The sequence below is a fragment of the Microcoleus sp. B13-B6 genome, from assembly GCF_036705405.1.
Lineage (GTDB): Bacteria > Cyanobacteriota > Cyanobacteriia > Cyanobacteriales > Microcoleaceae > Microcoleus.
In genome coordinates, this window is sequence record NZ_JAUBUJ010000015.1 from 17,545 (window position 1) to 42,353 (window position 24,809).

At 44.8% G+C, this 24,809-nt stretch carries 19 protein-coding genes; 8 read left to right on the top strand and 11 right to left on the bottom strand.

Translation table 11 applies throughout. The annotated features are described in order from the left end of the window. Positions 1-114 precede the first annotated feature (114 nt). Positions 115-3,780: a CHAT domain-containing protein gene (locus QUB35_RS09100; RefSeq protein ID WP_333141369.1), complete on the bottom strand. Its 3,666-nt coding sequence runs from the start codon at positions 3,778-3,780 to the stop codon at positions 115-117. A gap of 269 nt (positions 3,781-4,049) precedes the next feature. On the opposite strand from QUB35_RS09100, the gene QUB35_RS09105 reads away from it, so the two are divergent. Both QUB35_RS09105 and QUB35_RS09110 read left to right on the top strand, forming a co-directional pair. Then, positions 4,050-5,564, top strand: a complete 1,515-nt coding sequence (locus QUB35_RS09105; protein ID WP_333141371.1) for a phospholipid carrier-dependent glycosyltransferase — start codon at positions 4,050-4,052, stop codon at positions 5,562-5,564. Between the two features lie 18 nt (positions 5,565-5,582). Beyond that, entirely contained in the window at positions 5,583-6,044 is a 462-nt protein-coding gene (locus tag QUB35_RS09110) for a hypothetical protein (protein ID WP_333141373.1), read from the top strand. Here the strand turns inward: QUB35_RS09110 and trmB are convergent. The 4 genes from trmB to csaB form a co-directional block, all read right to left on the bottom strand. After that, complete coding sequence (gene trmB, locus QUB35_RS09115) at positions 5,995-6,627, bottom strand: tRNA (guanosine(46)-N7)-methyltransferase TrmB (RefSeq protein ID WP_333141375.1); 633 nt, start codon at positions 6,625-6,627, stop codon at positions 5,995-5,997. The two genes, QUB35_RS09110 and trmB, sit on opposite strands and share 50 nt — an antisense overlap. A 159-nt stretch (positions 6,628-6,786) precedes the next feature. After that, positions 6,787-7,527: a Uma2 family endonuclease gene (locus QUB35_RS09120; protein ID WP_333141377.1), complete on the bottom strand. Its 741-nt coding sequence runs from the start codon at positions 7,525-7,527 to the stop codon at positions 6,787-6,789. 74 nt (positions 7,528-7,601) lie between these two features. Beyond that, a complete protein-coding gene (locus tag QUB35_RS09125) occupies positions 7,602-8,417 on the bottom strand; it encodes a Uma2 family endonuclease (RefSeq protein ID WP_333141379.1) in 816 nt (271 codons plus the stop codon). Between the two features lie 13 nt (positions 8,418-8,430). Next, positions 8,431-9,477 carry a polysaccharide pyruvyl transferase CsaB gene (gene csaB, locus QUB35_RS09130; protein WP_333141381.1) on the bottom strand — a complete coding sequence of 349 codons (1,047 nt, stop codon included), beginning with the start codon at positions 9,475-9,477 and terminating at the stop codon, positions 8,431-8,433. Between the two features lie 406 nt (positions 9,478-9,883). Here csaB and QUB35_RS09135 point away from each other — a divergent pair, with 406 nt between their 5' ends. Together QUB35_RS09135 and QUB35_RS09140 are read left to right on the top strand one after the other, a co-directional pair. Beyond that, a complete protein-coding gene (locus QUB35_RS09135; RefSeq protein ID WP_006632397.1) occupies positions 9,884-10,198 on the top strand; it encodes a DUF2499 domain-containing protein in 315 nt (104 codons plus the stop codon). Between the two features lie 16 nt (positions 10,199-10,214). Beyond that, positions 10,215-10,634: a lysozyme inhibitor LprI family protein gene (locus tag QUB35_RS09140; protein WP_333141384.1), complete on the top strand. Its 420-nt coding sequence runs from the start codon at positions 10,215-10,217 to the stop codon at positions 10,632-10,634. Positions 10,635-10,707: 73 nt separating this feature from the next. Here the strand turns inward: QUB35_RS09140 and QUB35_RS09145 are convergent, their stop codons facing one another. After that, positions 10,708-11,571, bottom strand: coding sequence for a DUF4037 domain-containing protein (locus tag QUB35_RS09145; protein ID WP_333141386.1), 864 nt, complete (start codon positions 11,569-11,571; stop codon positions 10,708-10,710). 267 nt (positions 11,572-11,838) lie between these two features. Between QUB35_RS09145 and QUB35_RS09150 the strand changes: the two genes are divergently transcribed. From QUB35_RS09150 to QUB35_RS09160, 3 genes are read left to right on the top strand one after another with little or no spacing between them, the layout of a single operon-like run. Next, complete coding sequence (locus tag QUB35_RS09150; protein WP_333141388.1) at positions 11,839-14,499, top strand: DNA polymerase III subunit alpha; 2,661 nt, start codon at positions 11,839-11,841, stop codon at positions 14,497-14,499. 1 nt (position 14,500) lies between these two features. Continuing rightward, a complete protein-coding gene (locus QUB35_RS09155; protein ID WP_333141390.1) occupies positions 14,501-15,289 on the top strand; it encodes an LAGLIDADG family homing endonuclease in 789 nt (262 codons plus the stop codon). Next, entirely contained in the window at positions 15,273-16,871 is a 1,599-nt protein-coding gene (locus QUB35_RS09160; RefSeq protein WP_333141392.1) for a helix-hairpin-helix domain-containing protein, read from the top strand. Before QUB35_RS09155 ends, QUB35_RS09160 begins: the two co-directional genes overlap by 17 nt. Here the strand turns inward: QUB35_RS09160 and QUB35_RS09165 are convergent. The 3 genes from QUB35_RS09165 to QUB35_RS09175 form a co-directional block, all read right to left on the bottom strand. Then, positions 16,848-18,938, bottom strand: a complete 2,091-nt coding sequence (locus tag QUB35_RS09165) for a serine/threonine-protein kinase (RefSeq protein WP_333141394.1) — start codon at positions 18,936-18,938, stop codon at positions 16,848-16,850. The genes QUB35_RS09160 and QUB35_RS09165 overlap by 24 nt on opposite strands. A gap of 325 nt (positions 18,939-19,263) precedes the next feature. Then, positions 19,264-19,602: a DUF3593 domain-containing protein gene (locus QUB35_RS09170; RefSeq protein ID WP_333141396.1), complete on the bottom strand. Its 339-nt coding sequence runs from the start codon at positions 19,600-19,602 to the stop codon at positions 19,264-19,266. 297 nt (positions 19,603-19,899) lie between these two features. After that, a complete protein-coding gene (locus QUB35_RS09175) occupies positions 19,900-20,550 on the bottom strand; it encodes an ATP-binding protein (protein ID WP_333141398.1) in 651 nt (216 codons plus the stop codon). A gap of 591 nt (positions 20,551-21,141) precedes the next feature. Between QUB35_RS09175 and QUB35_RS09180 the strand changes: the two genes are divergently transcribed. Continuing rightward, positions 21,142-21,885, top strand: a complete 744-nt coding sequence (locus tag QUB35_RS09180) for a pentapeptide repeat-containing protein (protein WP_333141400.1) — start codon at positions 21,142-21,144, stop codon at positions 21,883-21,885. Positions 21,886-21,989: 104 nt separating this feature from the next. Here the strand turns inward: QUB35_RS09180 and QUB35_RS09185 are convergent, their stop codons facing one another. Beyond that, positions 21,990-23,204, bottom strand: coding sequence for an alpha/beta fold hydrolase (locus QUB35_RS09185; protein ID WP_333141401.1), 1,215 nt, complete (start codon positions 23,202-23,204; stop codon positions 21,990-21,992). Between the two features lie 118 nt (positions 23,205-23,322). Then, positions 23,323-24,783: an Asp-tRNA(Asn)/Glu-tRNA(Gln) amidotransferase subunit GatA gene (gatA, locus tag QUB35_RS09190; protein WP_333141483.1), complete on the bottom strand. Its 1,461-nt coding sequence runs from the start codon at positions 24,781-24,783 to the stop codon at positions 23,323-23,325. Positions 24,784-24,809 lie beyond the last annotated feature (26 nt).

Consider the following 24,809-nt stretch of genomic DNA (forward strand, 5'->3'; position numbering starts at 1 on the left):
CAAAAACAATCACAAAAAGCATTCTGCCACATCGCAAAAATTTGCTCGACTATTACCATATAAGATTTATCAGCAATTAACCTGACTTGATATCATAACTGTTTTCCCTAAAATTTATCGCCATTCCCCCTGAAGCGTAAAAGCCGCCCAATAATAAGGAGAACGCCACTCTTCCTGCTTCAACATTTCCAGTTGCGCCGCCCTCAAGGCTGCCGCTGGCGTTAACCCTTTTTGCAGCATTCCCTGATAGAAACTCGACATTAAGTTAGCCGTTCCTTCATCATCCACATTCCATAAACTCACCACAACTCGCTTCGCCCCAGCATACATAAATCCCCGCGTTAATCCTACCATGCCCTCGCCTTGAATGTTCTGCCCTAATCCTGTTTGACAGGCACTTAACACTACTAAATCTGCTGCTAATTTGAGATTGAAAATATCAGTCAGTCGCAGGAATCCGTTTAAAGGGTTGCCCTTTTCATCTATCAGCGACAAGATGATTCCTGATAGTTCCGGGTTAGTGCTATTCGCTAAACCGTGAGTGGCAAAATGAATGATTTTATATTGGCTTAAGTTCTGACTGGTTGCTGCGGCGCGGCTGGCTGCAAAATCCAAGGATTGGGTGCGAGAATTAGCTGGTACTAACGCTTGAATGATTTGAGCTTCTTGGCGAGTGAATTTTAAACGGTCAAACTGTACGTTATTGTCCCCTCTGGAGCGACTTAAACCGAGATTTGCTGATTCTACCGCTTGCTGAGTGGTGGCTGAAGAAGAATTTTTAACTCGTTCATCGTTAGGACTAAAAACTGGATCGGCGAGCATTGCTAAAGTCCGAGTTGGGGGTTGTCTGTCATTGTAGTTTTGTCTTAAGATTCCCAAGGTGGAAGCGGAAGGCAGCAGCACGATTTCATGGTCTACAATTAAAGGCGGATTCGGATTTTTACCGGGTGTTTCGGGGAGCGAGAGGGCGGCAAAGGGGAGGTAATTGAGAATGCCATCGCCAACAATCAGCAGGCGCTTTTGAGCGAGTTGTGCTGCTACGGGCTGTAAAATAATTTGACTAAGCGTGTTGTTAGCTTCAGCAACTCGATCGGGAATGTTTCGGTAGCGCGGGTTAGTCACAGCATTGCGGAAATTGCGGACGGCTTTTTCGATGTCAACCTGTTTGGGCAATTCATAACTGGTGATACTGGTTTTAGTCACAGCCCAGAGATAGCTACGATGTTTCCCTAAAGAATACTGGAGTAAAATGGTATTGTCATCGAGGATTTGTTGTTGAATCTGTGCCAGCGTTAGAGGTTGCGGTTGGGTGAGGGTGGCGTACCGGGGACTGGTGGAGCGGATTTGGGCTTGAATGTCCTGATATTGTCCTAGTAAAGTTTGCCGTTTTTGGTCTAATTCTACTTTTTCTGCGGGGGTATGATTGGGGCGGCTTAGAGTTTCGATTCGGCGTGTTTCTAAGGCATCGAGTTGCTGTTGTAAATTGCGTTCTTGCTGCAATAATTCCGGGGCGACACCTTGCCGAATATCGGCGTTTGCTTCTTGAAGAAGTTCGAGAAGGCTGCGGGCACGGGAACTTTCGCTGGCTTCTAAGGCTTTGCGATCGTAACCAGAGTTGGGATTGGTTTTGTGCAGTTCCATTAACAGGTCAATGTATAACTGGTAATAGTGTTGTACCGTGGCAAAGTATGAGATACGGAGTTCGTGGTTGGTAATTTTGGTGCGGAGGTTTTCGATGATTTTGATGGAGGTTTCAATGTCAGTGAGGGCTGCGATTAAATTGCCTCGATCGCCTTTGAGAATAGCCCTATTGTAGAGGGTGAGGGCTTCCCCAGGACGATCGCCCACAGTGCGAAACAGCGGCAGGGCTTGGTTGAAATATTCTTCTGCTTTCTCCAGTTTTCCCAATTCTGAGTAAGTATTACCTACATTGTTGAGGCTGTTGGCTTCTCCACGCCTATCGCCCGCTTTTTGTCTCAAATCGAGGGCTTGTTTGTAGTAGTCGAGGGCTGTTTGTTTTTCTCCCAAATCATAGTAGACTATGCCAATATTGTTGAGGATAGTGGCTTCCTTAGTCCGATCGCCCATAGCCCGGAATAAGGGAAGGGCTTGGTTAAGATACTCTTTTGCTTTCTGTTTTTCTCCCAAATCGTTGTAGGCTAAGCCGATGTTGTTGAGTGTGGTGGCTTCCGCAGTGCGATTGACCAAAGATCTATCGCTGTTTGCGGGTAGGTTCGAGATGTTGCTGAGGTTGATACTTGCTTCAGGGCGATCGCCCATTTCCCGAATTAAGGAAAGGACTTGGTTATAGTAGTCGATGGCTTGCTGTTTCTCTCCCAAAGCATAGTAGACGGCCCCAATGTTGTTGAGGATGAGGGCTTGCACAGGGCGATCGCGTATAGTCTGATGCCAAGAAAGAGCTTGCTTGTAGTAGTTCAGGGCTTGCTGTCTGTCTCCTAATCTATTAATAATGAAGCCGATTTGATTCAGCGTGTAAGCTTCGTCCTCCCAATTTCTAAGCATTCGATAAAGCGAACGCGCTGCATCAAACTTTTGCAAGGCATCCTGGTAAGATGCTGCTGTTTCCTGAGCCAATAGTCGCTTAGCTTCCTGAAGCAATCGCTCGGCTTCATCTGTTTTTTGATTTAATAGTTGTTGGTTTTTCTGAATTAATCGATCGGCTTCTCCATCCGGGATTTGATTTCTACTGAGATCGAGGGTTGTCAGATATACCAATCCCGCTAAAGGTTTGATATCTGCGATTTGATTTCTACTGAGGTCTAGGTTAGTTAGATTTGTCAATCCCGCTAAAGGTGTGGCATCTGCGATTTGATTTCTACTGAGGTCTAGGGTGGGCAGATTTGTCAATCCCGCTAAAGGTTTCACATCTGCGATTTGATTTGATGCGAGGAAAAGCACTATCAGATTTGTCAATCCCGATAATGGTTTCACATCTGCAATTTTATTGCCACTCAAATAAAGAAAGTTTAACTCAGTCATTCTCGATAAAGGTGTCACATCTACAATTTGATTAGATGCGAGGGACAGCCCTGTTAGATTAGTCAATCCCGCTAAAGGTTTTACATCTACGATTTGATTAGCTTCGAGGAAAAGCTCTGTCAGATTAGTCAGTCCCGATAATGGTTTCACGTCTGAGATTTGATTGAAATTGAGGACGAGATATCTCAGATTAGTCAGTCCCGATAAGGGTTGCACATCTGTTATTTGATTTCTACTGAGGTTGAGCCTTCTCAGATTGGTGAATTTTGATAATGGTTTGATATCGACTATTTGATTGTCAGCTAGGTAAAGTAGTGTGAGATTAGTCAGTCCCGATAATGGTTTCACGTCAGAGATTTGATTGGAAGTGAGGGTGAGAAATCTCAGATTAGTCAGTCCCGATAAGGGTTGCACATCTGTTATTTGATTTCTACTGAGGTTGAGTTCTCTCAGATTGGTTAATTTTGATAATGGTTTGATATCGACTATTTGATTGCGAATTAGGGAAAGTTCTGTGAGATTAGTCAGGGTTTTTTGAGCGCGATCGCACTCTTGTGTTTTTGCTTTTGATAGCAACACCTCCACCGTATGTCTGGCTTCAGGGGTCAAATTCTCTTTGTGGGTACAGAAATCAGCAAAACTTTCAAATGTCTGGGGAGTTGGCGCGGCGGCAGATCCCATCAGGATAGTCGCACCTACAGCTAACCCCCAACGCCCCCAAGTCGAAAGTATGGGATTCATAAGCACTCGCTCAAAAAAGACATGATTAGCTGCTATCATAATCTATCGCACCTTGTGATGCACCCTTTTCCTTCCTGCTTGCCAATTAGATCGGGAGCATTTGGTGAAACAATAGTCGCTACTGCTTCTCGCTGCACTCTCCAAGCATTATTAGAAGCCGGGTTTAAGAAACTGGGTATTTCAAAAAAACCCGGTTTCTCCTCAAAAATTCGGTTTCTGCAAAAGTCCTATTTTACGTTACTCTATACTCAGGAATTTTAAATTAGCGATCGCCCTCAAATTTAGGATCTATTATTTGCTGCTGTTTTATGAAAATCAAAAAACAACAATTTAACAAATCGAATGTTATTTTCTCCCTAGCCATGCTCGCTGTGTTCCTCCTATCCTTAACTCTCCGCTTTTGGGAACTAGAGCGATTTAACACTTTAGTATTTGACGAGGTTTATTACGCTAAATTTGCCAACGATTATCTCACAAAAACTCCTTTTTTCAACGCTCACCCACCTCTGAGCCAGTACATAATTGCGATCGGCATTTGGATCGGCACTCACCTTCCCTTCGGCAAAACTGCCGTCAACAGTATGGCTGGCTCCCTGCTTTCCCCTTGGGATTACCGCTGGCTGAATGCTCTCACAGGTTCCTTTATTCCCCTAGTTGTGGGAGCCCTAGCTTATCAGCTAGTTCGGCGCCGCACCTTTGCTTTTATTGCTGCTTTATTGATGGCCTGCGACGGTTTGTTTTTAGTTGAGTCTCGCTACGCGCTGAACAACATTTATCTGGTTTTATTTGGGATTTTAGGTCAGTTATTTATTTTAAAATCCGTAGAAGCAGAAGGGAAAAAGCGCTGGCTTTGGCTGGTACTAGCCGGGATAGGCTTCGGCGCATCTGCGGCTATCAAATGGAACGGATTGTGGTTTCTTTTCGGTACTTATCTAATTTTAATCTGTGCTTGGGCAGTTCGTTTCATCCAGGGTAACAGAGGAAATGAAGAACAAAGCCGCGAGGGAGATTCACCTCTAATTCCTGCCGAAAGTCCAGTACAAAAACTGACTCAACTCAATTTTATAGAACTCGGCTTGAGTCTAGCTATTATTCCTATTCTAGTTTACAGCATCTCTTGGATTCCTCACCTGCACTTTAATCCAACTCCCAATTTCTGGCAGATGCAAACGGAAATTTTGACTTATCACCAGCGGATTAAAAGTGGCCCAGATGTACATCCTTACTGTTCCACGTGGTACAGTTGGCCTTTGATGCTACGCCCCATAGTTTACTTCTACAAAACTGCTAGCAGCAATGCCCAACCAGATCCGGTTTTGCCGCCTTTACCTGAAGGTGCAAATCAGGCAATTTTTGACGTTCACGCGATGGGAAATCCCTTCCTTTGGTGGCTATCAACCTTAGCTTTACTGCTAGTAATAGGAGTTTTAGTTCACCGGATTTTGGTGTGGCTGCAAACGCGCAGCGAGGCTTCTGTTGACACGATAGAACAGCAGTGGCCGATTTTGTTTCCGCCGACTGCTGAAATGTGGCTGGCGTTATATTTAATAGTTAATTGGGCTGCTAATTTGCTGCCTTGGGTGAAGGTGACTCGCTGCATATTTTTGTACCATTATATGGGCTGTTCTGTGTTTTCAGGCTTAGCACTTGCTTGGTGGGTTGACAGGTGGCTGCACAGCCCTCAAACTCGACTCCGAGGGATGGGGGTAACAATTATTTTTCTGGTTTTGGGTGCTTTTATTTTCTGGATGCCTATCTATTTGGGACTGCCTTTGTCGCAAATGGAATGGAAAATTCGGATGTGGCTGCCGTCTTGGGTTTAAGTTAAAAATAATTCCTTTATGAACGGGCAAGATGCCCGTTCCACAAGAAAATTAAGTTTTGTGGAACAGGCCGGAAAGCCGTTTCACAAGAAAATTAAGTTTTGTGGAACAGGCATCTTGCCTGTTCCTAACGGACAAGATGCCCGTTTCACAAGAAAATTAAGTTTTGTGGAACAGGCATCTTGCCTGTTCCTAACGGGCTCTCCGGCCCGTTCCACAAGAAAAGTAAGTTTTGTGGAAAAGGCCGGAAAGCGGTTTCACAAGAAAATTAAGTTTTGTGGAACAGGCATCTTGCCTGTTCCTAACGGACAAGATGCCCGTTCCACAAGAAAATTAAGTTTTGTGGAACAGGCATCTTGCCTGTTCCTAACCAAGGTGCAAGATGTAAGTTATAACATTTATGACAAAGGTGAGTTTACCAAAGCAAGCATTATTTTTGATAGAGTGCTCGATAAACTGGTTCGCCCCGTTTCAAAGTAGCAATTTCTCTTTCTGTAGCAACAGGCAGGGGATTTTCGGTTAACCATTCGCCATCATTTTGACGTTTAAAACTGGGGTGAGATGAAAAGCGATCGCACATTTCTCTTTCTACTTCCTCAATATCTGACTGGATAAAAACTTCACCGCCAATTGCCAGATAAGTTGCCAATTCATTAACTAATTCCTGCTGCACCACCCGCCGTTTGTGGTGCTTTTTCTTGAACCACGGATCGGGAAATTGAATGCTAACGTGCTGCAAAATACCTGCGGGTAAAGTTTCTAAAATGGGCTTCAGGGAACTATTCGCATTGCAAAACAAATAGTGCAAATTTGTCAAGCCTTTTTCGTCGCGCCAAAGATTCGCCTCTTCTACCAGAGGTTCGCGAATTTCTAATCCGAGAAAGTTCCAGTCTGTTTGGATTTGCGCCATGTGCCACAAAAACCGTCCTCTGCCGCAGCCAATATCTAAATGCAGCGGTAAATTTAAGTCGGAATAGATTTTAGTCCAATCCGGGGGACTTGCAGATGCTTGATATTTAATTGATAGGGGATTGACGTGTTCCCGCACTCTTACTCTTGCCAATTTTGCTGTCTCCTGAATGTAATTTTTAACCGCAGATGAAGGCAGATGAACGTGGATTAACGCAGATAAATATTGATTTTTGCGAGGTGGTTCAATACTTTTTAATTAATGAGCAATATTAAATTGCAGAGGGACAATTTTAAATTGCTCATTATTGCATTAGGCTTCGGGTTCAATGCCTGCTGCTCTTAATTGCGCGGCTAGTCGATCGGCTCGCTGTTGAACATTTGCTTTTTCCTGCCGTTCCCTTTCTACCATTTCTGCTCCCCACAATAACATCTCTCCGCTTTCATTCCACCACCGCAACCAATATCCCGTTCTTTCGGCTTTTGTTCCCTGCCAAACACCCAGAAATAACCCAAGTCCGGCAATCCAATAACGATTGTTTGCATCGGCTTGCTGTTTTTCATACTGTGCTGATGAATTCAAATGATATACTATTAAATCTCCGATCGCAGGTTCAAAAATTACATAGATTGGAGCTTGTAATATTTGTTCGTAAAAATGCCATTTTCCGGGTAGATAAGTTTGTTTTGCAGAATATTCATCCTGATAACTAGGAGGATTCTCTGGCAAAAACTCCATGACAATTGCCGGAATGTCTCCTTCTAGGTTGGGGGTATAACTGCGACGAATTTCTCGATCGGGAAGGGGGTGTACGTTGGTGGCATAAAACAGATCGGGAGTTTTTATAACTAGCTTATCGTTGAAATTTACACAAATCGCCAGATGAGGCGCAACTAATGTTCCCTCCAAAATTAGCCCCGCAATTTCTAAGCTTTCCCGTAAGGCGGCGGCGAGCAAAGGCTGGTCGATATCTTGCTGGGGGTGCTCGTCTAAAATGAAATCTTTTGGCAATTTTTCCCAGGATATTTTGAATTGAATTGGATTGAATGTCATGGTATTTTACCTCTTACTAAGAATGCGGTAGAACTGCTGGCAATGATTTTCGCTAGAATAGCCTCGCCTATTTTTTAAGCTTCTGGTTCAATGCCTAATGCTCTTAATTGTGCGGCCAATATGGACGATCGTTCTCGTTCTTGTTCGGCCCGTTCCCTTTCTTGTTCGGCTTGTTGTTGAGCGATAGCCCTTTCCTGCCGTTCTTGTTCGGCTTGTTGTTGAGCGATAGCCCTTTCCTGCCGTTCTCTTTCTACCATTTCTGCACCCCACAATAACATCTCTGAACTTTCATCCCACCACCGCAACCAATATCCGGTTCTTTCGGCTTTTGTGCCATACCAAACACCTATAAATAATCCAACTCCAGAAATCCAATAACGGCCGAAAGCATCGGGTGGTTGTACTTCATACTTTCCTGATGAATCCAAATGGTAGACTTCTAACACTCCGGCGGCTGGTTCAAAAAGTGCATAGACTGGCACTCGCAATATTTGCTCGTAAAAAAACCATTTGCCGGGGGGATAAGTTTTTTTGCGAGAATATTCATCGTTGGCAGTAGCTGATAAAAATTCCATCACGATCGCCGGAATTTCCCCTTCTAAGTTGGGAGTGTAACTGCGGCGAATTTCTTGATTTTCCAGCGGCTGGACGTTGCGGGCATAAAACCAATCTGGAGCTTTGATAACTAGCTTGCTGTCTACTGTCGCACAAATTCCCATGTTTGGGGCAACTAATATTCCTGTTACAATTAGCCCTGCGATTTCTAAGATTTCCCGCAACGCTGCAGCGAGCAAGGGCTGGTCGATATTTGCCACAGGTTCCTCATCTAAAATGAAGTCGTCTGGCAATTTTTCCCAGGTAATTTTTAAGTCGGCTGTACTGGCTGTCACGGTATTTTACCTCTTACGGAGACTGCTGGAGCGCGGCTCGCAATACTTCGCGGTGAAAGAGCGATCGCTCTACTATAAATTTTATCCTGTCTGGCGATAAGGCGTCGCCGTTAGCATAGTGTTCGATCCAGGTTTTGCTGATTAAATAAGGATCTTCTGGCAATTCTGATAATAAGTATCCCGGCATTTCTAACTCATCCATCAATTGACTGACTTTGGGATCGTAGCTGAGAGCAAAACAGCGGCATTCTTCGGATGCTGCCATAATTAAGCTGTGGTAGCGCATCCCGATCGCCATTTCGACTCCCCGGAACACTCCTTTCAATTTTCTGGGGTCTTCTAAACTGAGAATGCGGCTCGTTTTGGGCAGGGCTTCGTGCAAATGTTTCGCGATTTCTAAGTCGTAAGACGCTTGAAAAGGCAGCAGCAAAATTAAGGTGCGTGTTGCTTTTTGAAAGTCAACTAAAGCTTGAGTTAAGATTGACAAACGGGCGGGAGTTAGTGTAGAGTGAGAACGCAAACAAACAGCCACTCTGGGCGCAGGTAAATCCCACAAACCCGACACGGGGGAATTCTCCAAAGCCCACACGGGATCGGGCGCTAAAGTAAAGGGAATTTGCCAATCTGCAAGTAAAGTAGCTGAACCTTTATCCCGCACGCTGACGCCGGTGCATCCAGCAAAACAGCGCTGAGATAACTTGCGAGTCATTTCGCGCTTCAAAGGCCCAATTCCCTGGGCCCAAGCAACAGTTTTTAAGCCCATCTGCTGCGCTAATCCCATTAAACCCCCATAATAGAAAGGGCTCACAATGCTAGTAGCGTCTTGGATTAAACTACCGCCGCCCCAGATTAGGGCGTCGGAGGTGCGGAGTGCTTCGATAACTTGAAAGGCATTCATGCGATCGCGCGCAGCTACCCCGTACCGCTGATTGGTCTCGACAGGATTGCCAGACAGGACGATCGGCGTCACGCCATCTGGTAACATTTGCAGTAGCGATGCCAACAGCGCCTCGTCGCCGCCGTTGCCTTTACCGTAATAGCCGCACAAAATTGCTCGCATTTCTACTCTTTTATTTGTTTGTGATGGGGAATCTAACGATTTTAGATTTTAGATTTTAGATTTTAGATTTTTTTGAGATTTGAGATTTGCTCCTACTACCAAAAAAATGCTACTGTCATCAAGCTTCAAGGCTTTACGTCATCAGTCAGCTCAAATCGCAAATCTAATAAAATCTCGAATCGCTAATCTAAAATTATATGACCAGCCCAAAAACAGGTACAAGCCCCGACTTAAGTCGTGGATGCTCCTAAAATTTTAGACCAAAGCTCAAGCTCCAAGATTCATCTGTGGAGTAGATCTAAAATCTAAAATCTAAAATCTAAAATCGACTGACTCATCATATTTTATATGACAGTTGCGTAAGTCCCGATCGATAAATCTTTCATCTTCCTTCACCATACAAAAAATGCACGCTTTGTCAATTCCCACCTGGATTATTCACGTCTCTAGCGTCGTCGAGTGGATTGCCGCCATCTGGTTAATTTGGACTTACGGCGAAGTCACTCAAAACCGAGCTTGGTGGGCCCTTTCCGCCGCAATGCTGCCCGCTCTCGTCAGCGCTATGTGTGCCTGTACATGGCACTATTTTGACAACTCTCCCGCCCTAGAATGGATCGTTACCCTGCAAGCCGCGATGACTCTCATCGGCAATTTTACTTTGTGGGCGGCAGCTTGGTGGATTTGGCGATCGGCTCAGCCAGCAGAGAAAATTAAAGATTAAAAAAAGGAGAAACTAAGTGAAAAATAGCACTATTTGGGTAAAATTTGTCGCAAGTTTGCTGTTGTTGACAGCCGGATTATTGCTTCCCAGCCAAGCGAGCAACATTCCCGTACAAGTCGCCCAACAACCTAACTGCAAAAGTCCTCAAACCACGCTAGACATGAATATGTGTTCTAGTCAAGAGTTTGAGGCGGCCGACAAAAAGCTCAATCAAGTCTATCAGCAACTGCAAGCAAAAATCAGCAGTAGACAAAAGCAGAGGTTGACTGCGGCACAGCGTACTTGGATTAAATTTCGAGATGAAAATTGTGAGTATGCAAAAGGGCAGTTTGAAGGCGGTAGTTTGGCGGCTTCTACCTACGGTTATTGCAGGGCCAGAGTGACGCAAGAACGGATTAAAGATTTGGAAGGTTATTTGAAACAAGCAAATTTGTAAAAGCTCGATCGATATTTAGGGGTCTACACAGTGCTAACCCTAGGATATGGAACTATGGTTTTTTTGCACTTACCTAGTTAGCGAAAGAATTAGTAGCAATTAAACCTGCCTCAATCAACAATCCATCGAGACTGTCCACCAGTCCATCAAGACAATGTAAAATTTGCCGATCGCCTGCAGGTAACGAAATAGAATTAGTTAGACTGTGAATCTGCCTCTCCAAATCTTCCGGCAATTTTGAACACAAAGCTGTTGCCCTTTCTACCAGACGCTTTTCGCCCGGATGAGGGATAGAATTAACAGCAAAAACAATATCAAAATAACTGCCTAAAAAAGCTGCTGTTCGATGGATAATACTTACTGAATCGCGGCGCAAAACAGCGGATTCTAGCTGGTGGCGAAATGAAAAAATCTGGTGGCGCAAAATCGGATAATTTTTGGCAATTATTGCTTGACGGAGTTGTTCGGGATAAGGTCGATCCACATTGGCTTGCAATTGCTGAAACCAACCGTCTCTGTCATACAATGATAATGAGGTGAGAACGTTCCACCAAAAACAGGTTGAATAACCTACTGATGCTTGATGTTTGACCAGGATGCGATCGAGTTCTTCTTCGATCCATTCGGGCTTGCGGTACATAATATCTATACCGCAACCAGTGTTAATATCTATCCACTCGTCACCGGGTTCCCAAAATTGATTGTTGATGGCGATGCGATCGGAAAATTGTCTCGCTATCGCCTCCCGTATGTCAACAGAAATTTCATCTTTAACATACACGTAAAAATCAAAATCAGACGACTCATCCGTAACTATAGTTGTTCGAGAACCTGCTAAAACGACGGCTACAACTTGAGGCAAACTGCTAAACTGCTGCCCAATAGTTTGAGCCAGTGGGGGAATTTCTTCGAGAGCTAATTGATAATTGTGCAGCATTTAATTACCTTGCTTGGCACTTAAAAAATTCCAGCTAATGCTTAACTCTAGCACTCAATATTTTAACGCATAACTGTGAACTCGTAACTCAACAATTGATAATTGTTAACAAATACGGCGGAGGCGAACTGATGCGTTGCGACATCGTATCCCCACCAAAATTATCTCAAAAGTAACATAAAACTTTGTTTTTTTATTTTACCCTTTGACACGCGGATAGTGTAGAATCTAAAATCTAAAATCTAAAATCTAAAATCTAAAATCCCTATGTCCTTCGTTGGTTTGCACATTCACAGCGATTATAGCTTACTAGATGGGGCTTCTCAGCTACAGCAGCTCGCAGAACGGGCGGTGGAATTGGGGATGCCCGCGATCGCCCTTACTGACCACGGGGTGATGTACGGGGCGATCGAGCTAATCAAAGTTTGCCGAAATAAAAATATCAAGCCGATTATTGGCAATGAAATGTATGTCGTCAACGGCGACATTGAAGTAAAAGTTCGAGGTAGAAGAAAATACCATCAAGTTGTTTTAGCTAAAAATACCCAAGGTTATAAAAACCTCGTCAAACTAACCACAATTTCCCATTTAAAGGGAATGCCTGAAAGAGGTATTTTTGCCCGACCTTGCATCAACAAGGAACTGCTAAAACAATACTCCGAAGGTTTAATTGTTACCAGTGCTTGTTTGGGTGGCGAAGTTCCCCAAAACATTCTGCAAAACAAGCTAGATAAGGCCCGCGAAGTCGCCAAAGAGTATCAAGAAATATTTGGGGAAGATTACTATTTAGAAATTCAAGACCACGGTTCCCCGGAAGACCGGATTGTTAATGTTGAAATCGTTAAAATTGCCCGCGAACTCAAGATTAAAATAATTGCCACCAATGATTCTCACTATATTTCCTGCAACGACGTAGAAGCACACGATGCTTTGCTGTGCATTAACACCAACAAACTGATTGAAGAAGACAAGCGGATGCGCTACAGCGGTACTGAATATCTTAAGTCCGCAGAGGAGATGGCGCAACTGTTTCGAGATCATTTGGATGATGAAACAATCAAAGAGGCGATCGAAAATACCCTAGAAGTCGCAAATAAAGTATCGAGATACGAGCTCACAGGAGAAGCTCGGATTCCCACAATTCCAATTCCCCCCGAACATACAGCCGATACTTATGTAGAAGAAATATCCTGGCTGGGACTGTTAGAACGCCTCAAAGCCCGCACCAGAAATGAAATCCCCCCAGTCTACAAACAAAGACTAGAATACGAACTGAAAATGCTTCAGCAGATGGGCTTTTCAGAATACTTTTTAGTAGTTTGGGACTACATAAAATATGCGAGAGACAACGATATTCCAGTAGGGCCGGGACGCGGTTCGGCCGCAGGTTCTCTAGTGGCCTACGTCCTCAAAATCACCAATATAGACCCCGTACATCACGGACTACTATTCGAGCGATTTCTCAATCCCGAACGGAAATCCATGCCAGATATTGATAGCGATTTCTGCATAGAAAGGCGGGACGACATGATTAAATACGTTACTGAAAAATATGGTAGCGACCGCGTAGCGCAAATTATTACTTTCAACAGAATGACATCAAAAGCTGTCTTGAAAGATGTTGCCAGGGTGTTAGGTATTCCCTACAAAAAAGCCGACGAAATGGCAAAATTAATTCCCGTGTCCAGGGGAAAACCGGAAAAACTTAAAGTGATGATTTCCAATGAAACACCTGCACAGGAATTTAAAGACAACTATGAAAATACAATTTGCATAAATGCAGAAACAGGTACTGAAGTCCCAGTTCGTCAGTGGATTGACATGGCAATTCGTATTGAGGGAACTAACAAAACCTATGGTGTTCACGCGGCAGGTGTGGTAATTTCTTCCGAGCCGTTGGATGAACTTGTACCGCTGCAAAAGAATAATGAGGGGGCTGTGATTACCCAATATTTCATGGAAGATTTGGAATTTTTGGGGCTGCTGAAAATGGACTTTTTGGGATTGAAAAATTTAACAACGCTCCAGAAAACTGTTGATTATATTAAGCAAACCCAAAATCTAATTGTAGATCCAGAAATGTTACCTTCTGATATAGAGCGCAGAGCTCAAGAGACTTTTGGCCGAATCAAAAAGTTACCCGATGATGTAGATAAAACCTATAGACTTTTAGAAAGAGGAGATTTAGAAGGTATTTTTCAGCTAGAATCATCGGGAATGCTGGATGTAGTGAAAAAACTCAAACCTTCCTGTCTGGATGATATTTCTTCTATTTTGGCACTTTACCGACCTGGGCCGCTGGATGCAGGTTTGATTCCTCAGTTTATTGACTGCAAGCACGGTAAAACAGTTGAGTACGATCATCCGCTATTAGAGCCGATTTTAAAAGAGACTTACGGAACGCTTTGCTTTCAAGAGCAAATTATGCGGATGGCTCAAGATTTGGCGGGATATTCTTTGGGGCAAGCTGACTTGCTGCGGCGGGCAATGGGCAAGAAGAAAGCTGATGAAATGCAGAAGCAAAAAGAAACGTTTATCGACGGCGCAACTAAGAATGGAGTCAGTCAAAGAATAGCTGATAAACTGTTCGCACAGATGCTGCAATTCGCGGAATATTGCTTGAGCTATGACACGAAGATATTGACTGTGGAATATGGGCCGATGGCTATTGGCAAAATTGTTGAGGAAAAAATTGAATGTACTGTTTATAGTGTTGATAGCAACGGTTATATTTATACACAGTCAATTGCACAGTGGCATCGCCGGGGGCAGCAGGAGGTCTTTGAGTATTGCCTGGAAGATGGCTCGATAATTCGCGCCACAAAAGATCACAAGTTTATGACTGTTGGCGGTCAAATGCTGCCCATTGACGAAATCTTTGAACAAGGATTAGACTTAAAACAAATCAACTCTAGCTCAGATATATAAAATGTATCTCGACTATAGGCAGCTAAAATCGGAACACAAGGAACAAATCATTTCTGCTTTTAATCACGGCATGGAGTGTCGAGACATTCCTAACTACCTTGGTGTGAGCGAAAGAGCAGTTTCAAGGGTTTTAAAAGAAGCCGACATTAATACTAAGCGGCGAAACCGCTATACTTTAAATGAGAGCTATTTTGATGTAATTGACTCTCAAGCTAAAGCTTATTTATTAGGATTGATAGCTGCTGATGGCTGCGTTACTCAAACTAATTATGTAGCTTTTGAATCTATTGACAAAGAACTTACAGAAATGCTCAGCATAGAGCTACAATACTCTGGTGAAATTAGAGTTATTCAGCCTCAAAATTATGCTCCTCACTACCGAATAAATTTTTCTTCTGAAAAGCTGGCCAGCTCTTTACAGGGCTACGGCATCATAACAGGAAGAACTTTTTCGGAAGTTACCTATTTCCCTAACTTAAAATATTTAGGGTCTTATGTGTTAGGCTATTTTGACGGTGACGGTTGTGCTTATGCAAACAAAGGTAGAAGTGGCGGTTTAGTCTGCATTGTTGGTTCCTTTGAATTTGCCCGCGAACTAGCAATGCACCTAGGGATGGGTTCTGTACAAGAGCATCAATTAAAAAAAGTTTATTATTGGAGAATCTTTAGTCGAAAAAATATACAAGCATTCTATGATTTTGTGTATCAATATCCCCGCTTGGGATTGCAACGAAAGAAAACTAAAATAGAGGCTATTCTCAGGAGTTACAAACATGGTAAAAATTATTAGTCGAAAATCCCTAGGAACTCAAGAAGTCTATGACATAGGCGTTGAACGAGAACATAACTTTATCCTAGAAAATAGTTTGGTGGCATCTAACTGTTTTAATAAATCCCATTCAATGGCCTATGCCTATATCACGTATCAAACTGCCTATTTAAAGGCGAATTATCCTCTAGAATACATGGCTGCGCTGCTGACTGCTAACAGGGGCGATCAGGATAAAGTACAGAAATATATTGCCAATTGTCTCAAGCTGGGTATTGAGGTGGAGCCGCCCGATGTTAATAGTTCGGAACTTACTTTTACACCGATGCCGAAACAGATGACTGGCGCTGCAAAAGATAAAATTTTGTTTGGAATTTCGGCTGTTAAAAATGTGGGAGAATCGGCAATTGAAAATATTTTGGCGGCGCGGCAGGAAGGAGGTAAGTTTAAATCGTTGGCTGATTTGTGCGATCGCGTAAATCTCCATTCTGTCAACCGCCGCGCTTTAGAAGCATTAATTCAATGCGGTGCTTTTGATAAAATTGAAAACAACCGCAAGCAATTAGTAAACGACCTCGAAGGAGTGATGAAATGGGCGCAAGAGCGCAAAAGAGACCGAGAAAGCGGCCAAGGCAATCTTTTTGACTTGTTAGGTGCGAATAGCTTCGGGAAGTCAGTCAATACCTATGAGTCCGCGCCCAAATCTAAATTAATAAAAGATTATGAAAAACAGGAGAAATTGCGTTTAGAAAAAGAACTGCTTGGCTTTTATGTGTCAGAACATCCCCTAAAGTTTCTCATGCAAGTAAACGAAGACCCCGATGTTGTGACTCTCGAACAGTTAGCAGATAAAAAGGGGAAAGTATCAGTTATTGTCATGCTCAGCGCTATCAAAATGGTAGTGACAAAAAAAGGCGAGGCGATGGCAATTTTGCAATTAGAAGATTTGACCGCTCAAATAAAAGCTGTGGTGTTCCCCAAGGCTTACGAACAAGTGAAACCTTACATTGTAGAGAATGCTATCTTACTGATTAGTGGAAAAATAGAGAAAGATGGCGAGGAAATTCAGATAATTGTAGACACTGCAAAGCCCGTTGAAACAGTACAGGTTGAAGAGGAAATCGAGAAGGCGGAACCGGAAATAAATAACCATTGGCCGGCGGAACCAGTCAACGTTGTACGATCGACAAAACCTGTGGAAGTTTTAGAAATGGTGATTGTCAAGCTTACACTGCAGCAAGTACAAGACGGCGAAAAACTCAATGACCTCAAAGCCCTTTTGGAAGAACTTTCCTATGGGGGAGAAGATGCTAGCGTTTCTGTGGGGGGAATTGTTGTCGGTGAATATTCGTGTCAACCCTTTCGCATTAACCGTCAATTGTGGGTGCAAGATGGCGAGGGAACTGTTAGCCGTCTCAAGTCGGCTAAATTTGATGCTTGGGTTTTTCCTCTAGACAATCGCGGGGAGGCTGCGGTGTTTCGAGAAATGCGATCGCAACTTAATGTATATTCTTGGGCCAGTCGTTTACTTGACACTGACACCGATCGCCTTCACAAGTATGTCACTTATCTCGCCCAACTAAACAGACGCCCGCCAAACTAACACTTCGCCGCCATCCCCACCGGTGACTAAAGTTTGACCGTCTGGACTAAAAGCCACCGGATTGCACCCAGCAAGAGAGCACAAACATTCTCCTGTTTCCAGGTTCCAGAGTTTAACTGTACCGTCTCGGCTGCCACTAGCCATAGTTTCGCGATCTGGACTCATCGCCACCGAAATCACCGCATCAGAATGCCCCCTCAAAGTATTAATCAATTCCCCTGTATCGGCATTCCACAATTTAACAGTAGCGTCGGCACTTCCACTGACAATCGTCTTTCCATCTTGACTAAATGCGATCGCATAAACCCAATCTGAATGACCGACAAAAGTCCGTACACTCTCCCCAATACCTACCAGCCACATCTTGATAGTTGTGTCAGCACTACCACTGGCAAGCATCATACTTTGAGGGCGAAAACTAACAGATAAAACCTTGTCAGAATGTCCCGAAAGTTTTTGAACCAATTCTCCGTTGCGCTGATTCCACAATTTAATACTCTTGTCGCCGCTGGCACTCGCGATCGCTCCAGAGTCGCAACTAAAAGCCACCGAGTACACGGGGCCGTATCGGTGACTGTACGGCGAACCAAAATCGCTGTAAAATTCGCGAATCATCGCCTTTTTATCCAGCTTCCACTCAATGACTTTTCTGTCAAAACTGCCGCTAACCATCATTCTCCCGTCTGGGCTGATTGCCACAGCATCAACCGTTGCGGAATGGCCGAAAAAAGTATGGATGAATTCACCTGTTTCCAGGTTCCACAGCTTAATTGTTTTATCATCGCTGGCGCTAGCGAGAATATTGCCTTGAGGATTAATAACCACAGCATTAACCGAGGCTGAATGACCGTGGAGAATGCGATCGCACCGCCAGTTATTAGACGACAAAAATGTCGGATTGCCAGCGGATGGCGCAACATGAATCTTGGCGGGCGGCGCGGCTGAGACGGCGGTTGCTTTATGGGGCTGCGAGTTAGTTACTGGCGAATTAATAGCTATTTTCGTGGGCGAATTATAACTGATTTGAGAGCGGGGATATTGCCCAACATTTACCAAGTCTTGCAAGACTTCAGCAGCGGATTGATATCGCTCTCTTACCGAATCTTTGAGCAATTTATTCAAAATAGTTGCTAATTTTTTGCTGACTTTTATGCCTTTTTGCGCCAGGTGCGATCGCCAAATCCATTTGCATTCCAAAGCATCGAACAAATCCTTCAGTACCGCCCCTGTTAGCAGGTGAATGCAGGTAACGCCCAAACTGTAAAGGTCGCTCGCCGGATACGCCTTGCCGCTGCGAATTTGTTCGATGGGCGCATAGCCAGCAGTTCCAGTTATCGTTCCAGTTTGCGCCTCAGAAAGGCCGGTAATGTGCTTAGCAACTCCAAAATCTACGAGCACAAACTGACCCCCCCTGGCCTTGCCCTCTACAGCAGGAGATTCAGCGACAATTATCCCTTTCATACCACCAGAAGATGGAGGTAAATTTGCCCCTCCTTTTCCTTTACCAGGAGTTGAGGTGCCATATCCCGCCGCCGCCCACAAGGTTTGGGGAGTTCTTCGCAGAATATTTTCCGGCTTAATATCCCGATGAATCACCTGCTGCTCGTGAACAAATTGCAAAACAGGCAACAAATTGATCAACAATTCCCAAATCTGTTCCTCGCTAAAAGCTCCCCGCTGCTGCAACTCCTGAAACAAATTATTTCCATCGATTAACTCTTCCACAAGATACAGACGTTTGGCTTGTTCAAAAGAAGCCAGCAAACTTGGAATTTGCGGGTGTTCTCCGAGTTCGTGTAGTCGGTGAGCTTCTTGTTTGAACAGTGCAGTTGCCTTTTCTAATTCAGCTTTTTCTTGTACTTGGGGGAAAAATTGTTTGATGGCGCAGGGAGTTTTCAACCTATCTTCATCGACAGCTAAAAAAGTTCTGCCAAATGTTCCTTCACCGATAGGTTGAATGGCGCGATAACGCTCTTTCAGTAGCAATTTAGAGCCGCACGCCAGACAAAACTTGGTTGAGTCAGGATTCTGCGGCTTTTGGCAATGGGGATTGAGACAATAGCTCATCTTTTTTTCTGCCTGGAGATTCCCACCACTGCTAAACTTAGCAACATGGTAGTCTGTTTCCACTCACGCCCAGAGCACCATTCTCGATAATACCTGAGAAACTCGCTTTCTTAACCCAAAATCTCGGCTCTCAGGTTGAGCCCGTGGCAAGAAACCAAGGTGACGACACTAAAAGTGCTTGATGTGAGTTTCCATATATTGTAGTGCTTTCCTAAAATTTTGCAGGTTGGCGGAGCACAAACTGATAGGTCAACACTTAACTGTTAACTACGGCTATTCTGGAGCATTTCTGCAGAGAGCAAATACCAAACTGAGGTGATCCCGGCTATTCTCCCCCATCTAAAAGACACTCTTGCTCCTCGTCGCCCTTCTGTGACGATGCTTTGGCTTTAATCACCGCTTCTCTAAAGCCTAAAACTAATAAAATATTGGCAAGTGTTAAGAATAGTTCCGCAGAACCGTGCAGCCAATCGACATTTGCTAGTGACTCGTTGTAGGCAACTTTTGCGTAAATAGCGGCGGGAATCGTCACCGCTACAAAAACGAGAGTCCCGTAAAATCCCATCAGAGCTAAACGGGGTGTTTTTCCCGATCGAGTCAAAAACCAGAGAAATCCCAAGTAGGGAAATAGAGAGAGAACAAATAAAGTTTCTTTGGAAATCATTAGTAATGGGTGAGCGACCAGATACTATGATAAATTAAAAGCTCAAAAATTAGTGTGAATAATTTTTAACTTTTAATGTTTAGTTTTTTATATTTAATTAGACAGATGCACCCGTTTCTCTCGAACCGCTATAGAATCACCCAATACCATAGCTCTTAACCCAAGCCGCAGCAGGTTTGCCGTATTCAAAACCCCTCACCCACGCGGAGACAAAACCCGTAACTTTTCCCCTAACACCGTTTTTACCATAACACATTTTTCACCGTGCCAGTCTGTTAATTGTCCCTCACCCCAAAGCTACCCAGCAATTAGGAATAGAGACGGTTCCAAAGTTTTTTGTCTGCTAGGCATCAAGCAAGCATCGTTCAAAACTTCTAAATCCAAGCCGTTATTTCTATCTGCTGCCCTAATTTCCTTTAGCTTAGCATCAAAATCAAAACACGGCCCGCAATCCCAAACTTTGAGTTCCAACCGTCCGTTAAACACCATAATTTCCAGTTGAACAGGAGTTTCTACTGGCAACTTTTTGTGAGCGTGGCGAACTGCATTAGTGAAACCTTCAGCCAACGCCAACTGAAACTTACACCAAACCTCATTGGGGAGCGATAAATATTTCAACTGCTCAAACCACAACAAAACTTGAGTTAAAGCATTGACATCTGTGTTGACTTGCAGGCTAATATGTTGAACACAAGTTTCATACAGCTCTTCTTCCTGCTCTGTTTCAGTCTGCCAATCCCAGGTGTTTAATAAATTCATTAACCCATCTAAAACGCTAGCATTTTTTATATTTTGCGATCGAGTGCGATCTTCTACTTCGTAACTTTTACTCAGCCACAAACAATTTCGATTGTCGAGAGTCCGGGTGTAACTGAGATCGTCTGCAATCTGCCACATGAGTTTGATCCCCCTCCCGCCTTCTGCAAGTTGATCTATGCTGTTCGACATCTATTTTCCTCGTCTGAAAGTATTAGCTGTACCCAATTTTCCCACCCGCCGAGACATTTGGTATTTTTTTTATACTTGCTTGCTCGGTATTATTTCGGGGATCACACAAAAATGCTATCTTTTTTAGAGAAGGCAGCGCATCAGCAATATGTCTTAAGAGTCTAAGCCAATTGGCTTATTTACCGATCGCCTGTACGGAGAACGATCGCCCTCGGCAGCAAAATCCAACTGCATCTATTACAAATACTTATCCGTTGTCGGAGTCGGTCACTTGCCGCAGCCGTCGCCAGCTCCAGAATCCCTGGTATTCAGCGCCTTGTGACGGCCGTTGGAAGCTGTTCGGGAGCCGGGAAGTGGGCGCTGCGATCCCAAAGGCGTAAGTAATATCCGCGAGGGTGAGGGCGAGCGAACCTTACACCGTCGAGTCGCGTCCATCCACTAGACTAGGACTTACGCAAACAACCCTGTTTCTGCTCAGAATATTGGGTTGGGCAGCGAGGAATTAACGAGGAAACCGGGTTTTTGGTCCCCCGCGCGTAAGTCCCGCAGACAAATCGTTGATGAAAGGCAGTTACAGAACTTACCCCGACTATGACCAAAATCCAACTGAAAATTCTGACTGCAGCGATAATGCTACTCCCATTTTGCGCCGCACTTCCCTTACAAGCTCAAAATCTGTCTCTAGTCAAGCGGCTGCTAGAAACCAGAGGATGTCCCGGATGCGACTTATTTGGCGCTTCCTTGAGCCGTGCAGATTTGTTTGGCGCTTCCTTGAGCCGCGCCACTCTCAACAGGGCCGACTTAGTTGATGCCGACTTGACTGCGGCTGACTTAATGGAAGCTAATTTAAACAACGCCAACATGAGAAACGCCTTTTTGGCTGACGCCGACCTCAGCAAAGCCGACATGAGCAGGGCAGACATCAGGGGAGCCAACTTAGAAAATGCCAACCTCAGCGAGAGTTTTCTGCGAGACGCATCGCTCCAGTTGGCTAATTTAAAATGCAGTAATTTGAGCGCCGCCAAACTAAATAGAACCGACCTGAGAAATGCCGATTTAAGCGGTGCAAATCTCAGGGGTGCCGACCTCCAAGAAGCCGATTTAAGCGGTGCAAATCTCAGCGGTGCAGACCTGAGAAATGCCGACTTGAGGGATGCGAGATTGAACAAAACTAATCTCACAGATGCCAATCTTTGCGGTGCCCGGATGCCAGACCAAAAAACATCTCGGCGAGGCTGCGAAGTTAAGAAAGAACAAGCTATAAGCACGAACAATTACTGTAATTACTGCTATGCCTTAAATGACTGGTGGCTGAATGTATTAAGGTTGTACTAAGCGGTATCATCGGGATAACTGCTCCGCTTTAGATATGTACAGTTAGAAGGGCGAGCAGGCGGTACAGATATTAAACTTAACCTGTTACCGCCAATAGCTTTTATCTACTGTGAAGAACCTAAAAATTGGCTCAGTATTTGCAGATATTCTGCGCCCCCGATCTGTGCCACATTAGTGTGACCTCCATCAGGAACTATGTACAACTGTTTGGGCTCAGGTGCTGCATCAAACAGTTTTTTGGTCATTTCCACTGGAACTACATTGTCCGCAGCCCCGTGAATAAACAGCACAGGCATTTGCAGGCGATCGACTTTTGAAAGAGAATCAAACCGCTGTGTCAGCAAAACATCGATCGGAAACATCCAAAACAGCCCTTTTTGGAAATTCACCATCGCCCGCGTCGAAGTAAAAGTGCCTTCTACAATTACCCCTGCCGCCTCCGGGTGACGCACGGCTAGATCGATCGCGATCGCCCCTCCCAAAGAATGACCGTAGATATAAATTAGATTCGGGTTAATCCCCCGCTGTTTCACCAAATAATCCCAAGCAAGCTGAGCATCCTCATAAACCTGAGATTCACTCGGAAAATCGCCCTGGCTTTTTCCATAACCACGATAATCCATCACAAATACCGACAAACCTAACCCATGAAATCGATAAGCGTGTTCGACATTTGCTCCCACATTTGAAGCATTACCGTGCAGGTACAAAACTACCCCCCCTAACCCCAGGGCGGTTTCATTCTTGGTAGGGGCCGTGCCCCCGTGCCGGCCCTTTTGGGCTGAAACCCCCATTCGATGGTTGGTGGCGGGGGTAGGCACGGGGGCACTACCCCTACAAAAACCTCGTTTTTGGTGAGAATCAAACAGCCCTGCCCCTAACCCCCCCTTGTTAAGGGGGGGAACCGGAGCGACTGCCGGTCTCTCACTTTGCGGGGACGTTCCGACTCCTCTAGCTCCCCCCCTTGGCAAGGGGGGGCTGGGGGGGGTATCCGAGTCTCCGGTGTTAACAGAGGGAACAGCCTCCCCCTTTCTTGCTCTACCCCTAGCTTCGGGGGGGCTGGGGGGATTTTCCGATGCAGGAATCCACCACCCGTGCACGCTTTCCACCGCGCCTGTTTTAGTTGAAATTGGCAACCAAACATCTTGATATTGCAACTGAAAATCATCTGGCGTAGTTTCGATCGCGCGCGCGGGAAAAAAGATAAACTTACCTTGCGCTACAAAGAGGAATACACAAGCAGCAGAATAAGCAACGGCCAAAACTATCCCAAAAGCTATTAGCGATTTAGACAAAAGGAATACTAGCAGATTGTTCATAGATAGAGCACGCGGGAAATTAGATATCGCTCAAAAGCTAATGGCAAATTATTAATTCAGACAATTAGCCAAGATCGATTACTAACTTCCGCCACCGTATTCCGCCGATTTTCAGAAATTAATGCAATTCCGGGTGGTGTAAGTGCCAATTCGTAGACTGTTCGTAAGCGTGAGCCACCTGAAACAGCCGAGATTCTTGCAAAACATTACCAATCAGTTGTATACCCACGGGCAGTCCTTTATCATCAAATCCGCAGGGCAAACTCAAAGCTGGCAAACCAGCAAGATTCACGGGAATAGTCATCAAATCTGACAAATACATACTCAGAGGGTCATTGAATTTTTCGCCTGCCTTAAATGCTGTAGTAGGAGCAGTGGGACAGACTAAAACATCAACTTGAGAAAAAGCTTTTTCAAAGTCTTCTTTAATCAAAGTCCGAACTTTTTGAGCTTTTAGATAATAGGCATCGTAATATCCAGCCGACAATACGTAAGTGCCGATCGCAATCCGGCGTTTAACTTCCGCACCGAACCCTTGAGAGCGGGTTTTGGCATACATATCCAAAAGATTATCGGAGTCTGGAGACCGGAAACCGTACTTAACTCCATCATATCGCGCCAAATTTGCCGAAGCTTCCGAGGGAGCAATAATGTAGTAAGTGGGCAAACCGTAGCGGAACCGGGGACAAGAAATGACTTGAATTTCGGCGCCCAATTGTTGAAATTGCTCGATCGCCTTAGTAACAGCGTCTTTAACCCCGGAGTCCAGCCCTACACCAAAAGTTTCTTTAATTACACCAATTCTAATCTGACCCTTCGGTCGCAAACTGGGTCTTAAAGCTTGAGCGTAGTCAGGAATTGGGACATTAAGACTCGTGGAATCTTTCGGATCGTAACCGGCGATCGCTCCCAACAAAATCGCCGAATCCTCAACAGTCCGGCCAAAGGGCCCGATTTGATCGAGAGAAGAAGCATAGGCCACCAAACCGTAGCGAGAAACCAACCCATAAGTCGGTTTCAGCCCCACCAAACCGCAAAAAGCAGCAGGTTGGCGGATCGAGCCCCCTGTATCCGAACCCAAACTCACGACGCATTCTCCCGATGCCACTGCTGCGGCAGAACCGCCAGAAGACCCTCCGGGCACGCGCTCCAAGTCCCAAGGATTCGCGGTAACTTGATAAGCAGAAGTTTCCGTCGAGCTCCCCATTGCAAACTCGTCCATATTCGCTTTACCCACAATCACCGCACCGGCTGCTTGGAGTTTCGAGACGACGGTGGCATCGTAGGGAGGCACAAAATTCTCCAAAATCCGAGAGGCGCAGGTTGTGGGAACGCCCTCGGTGCACATATTATCTTTAACGGCGATCGGGATACCGGCCAACAGGCCAATTTGCTCTCCGGCTGCGATTTGGGCATCCACTTTATGGGCCTGCGCCAATGCGCTGTCTGCCGTCACGCACAGAAAGCTTTTCAACTTCGGCTCTAGCTGGGTAATTCGGTCTAATGCTTCTTGAGTAATTTCCACAGCAGAGCGTTCTTTATTGACCAGTTGTCGGTGCAACTCGCGGATGGATGCCATGCTCGTACCTTTATCATTTCTACTTT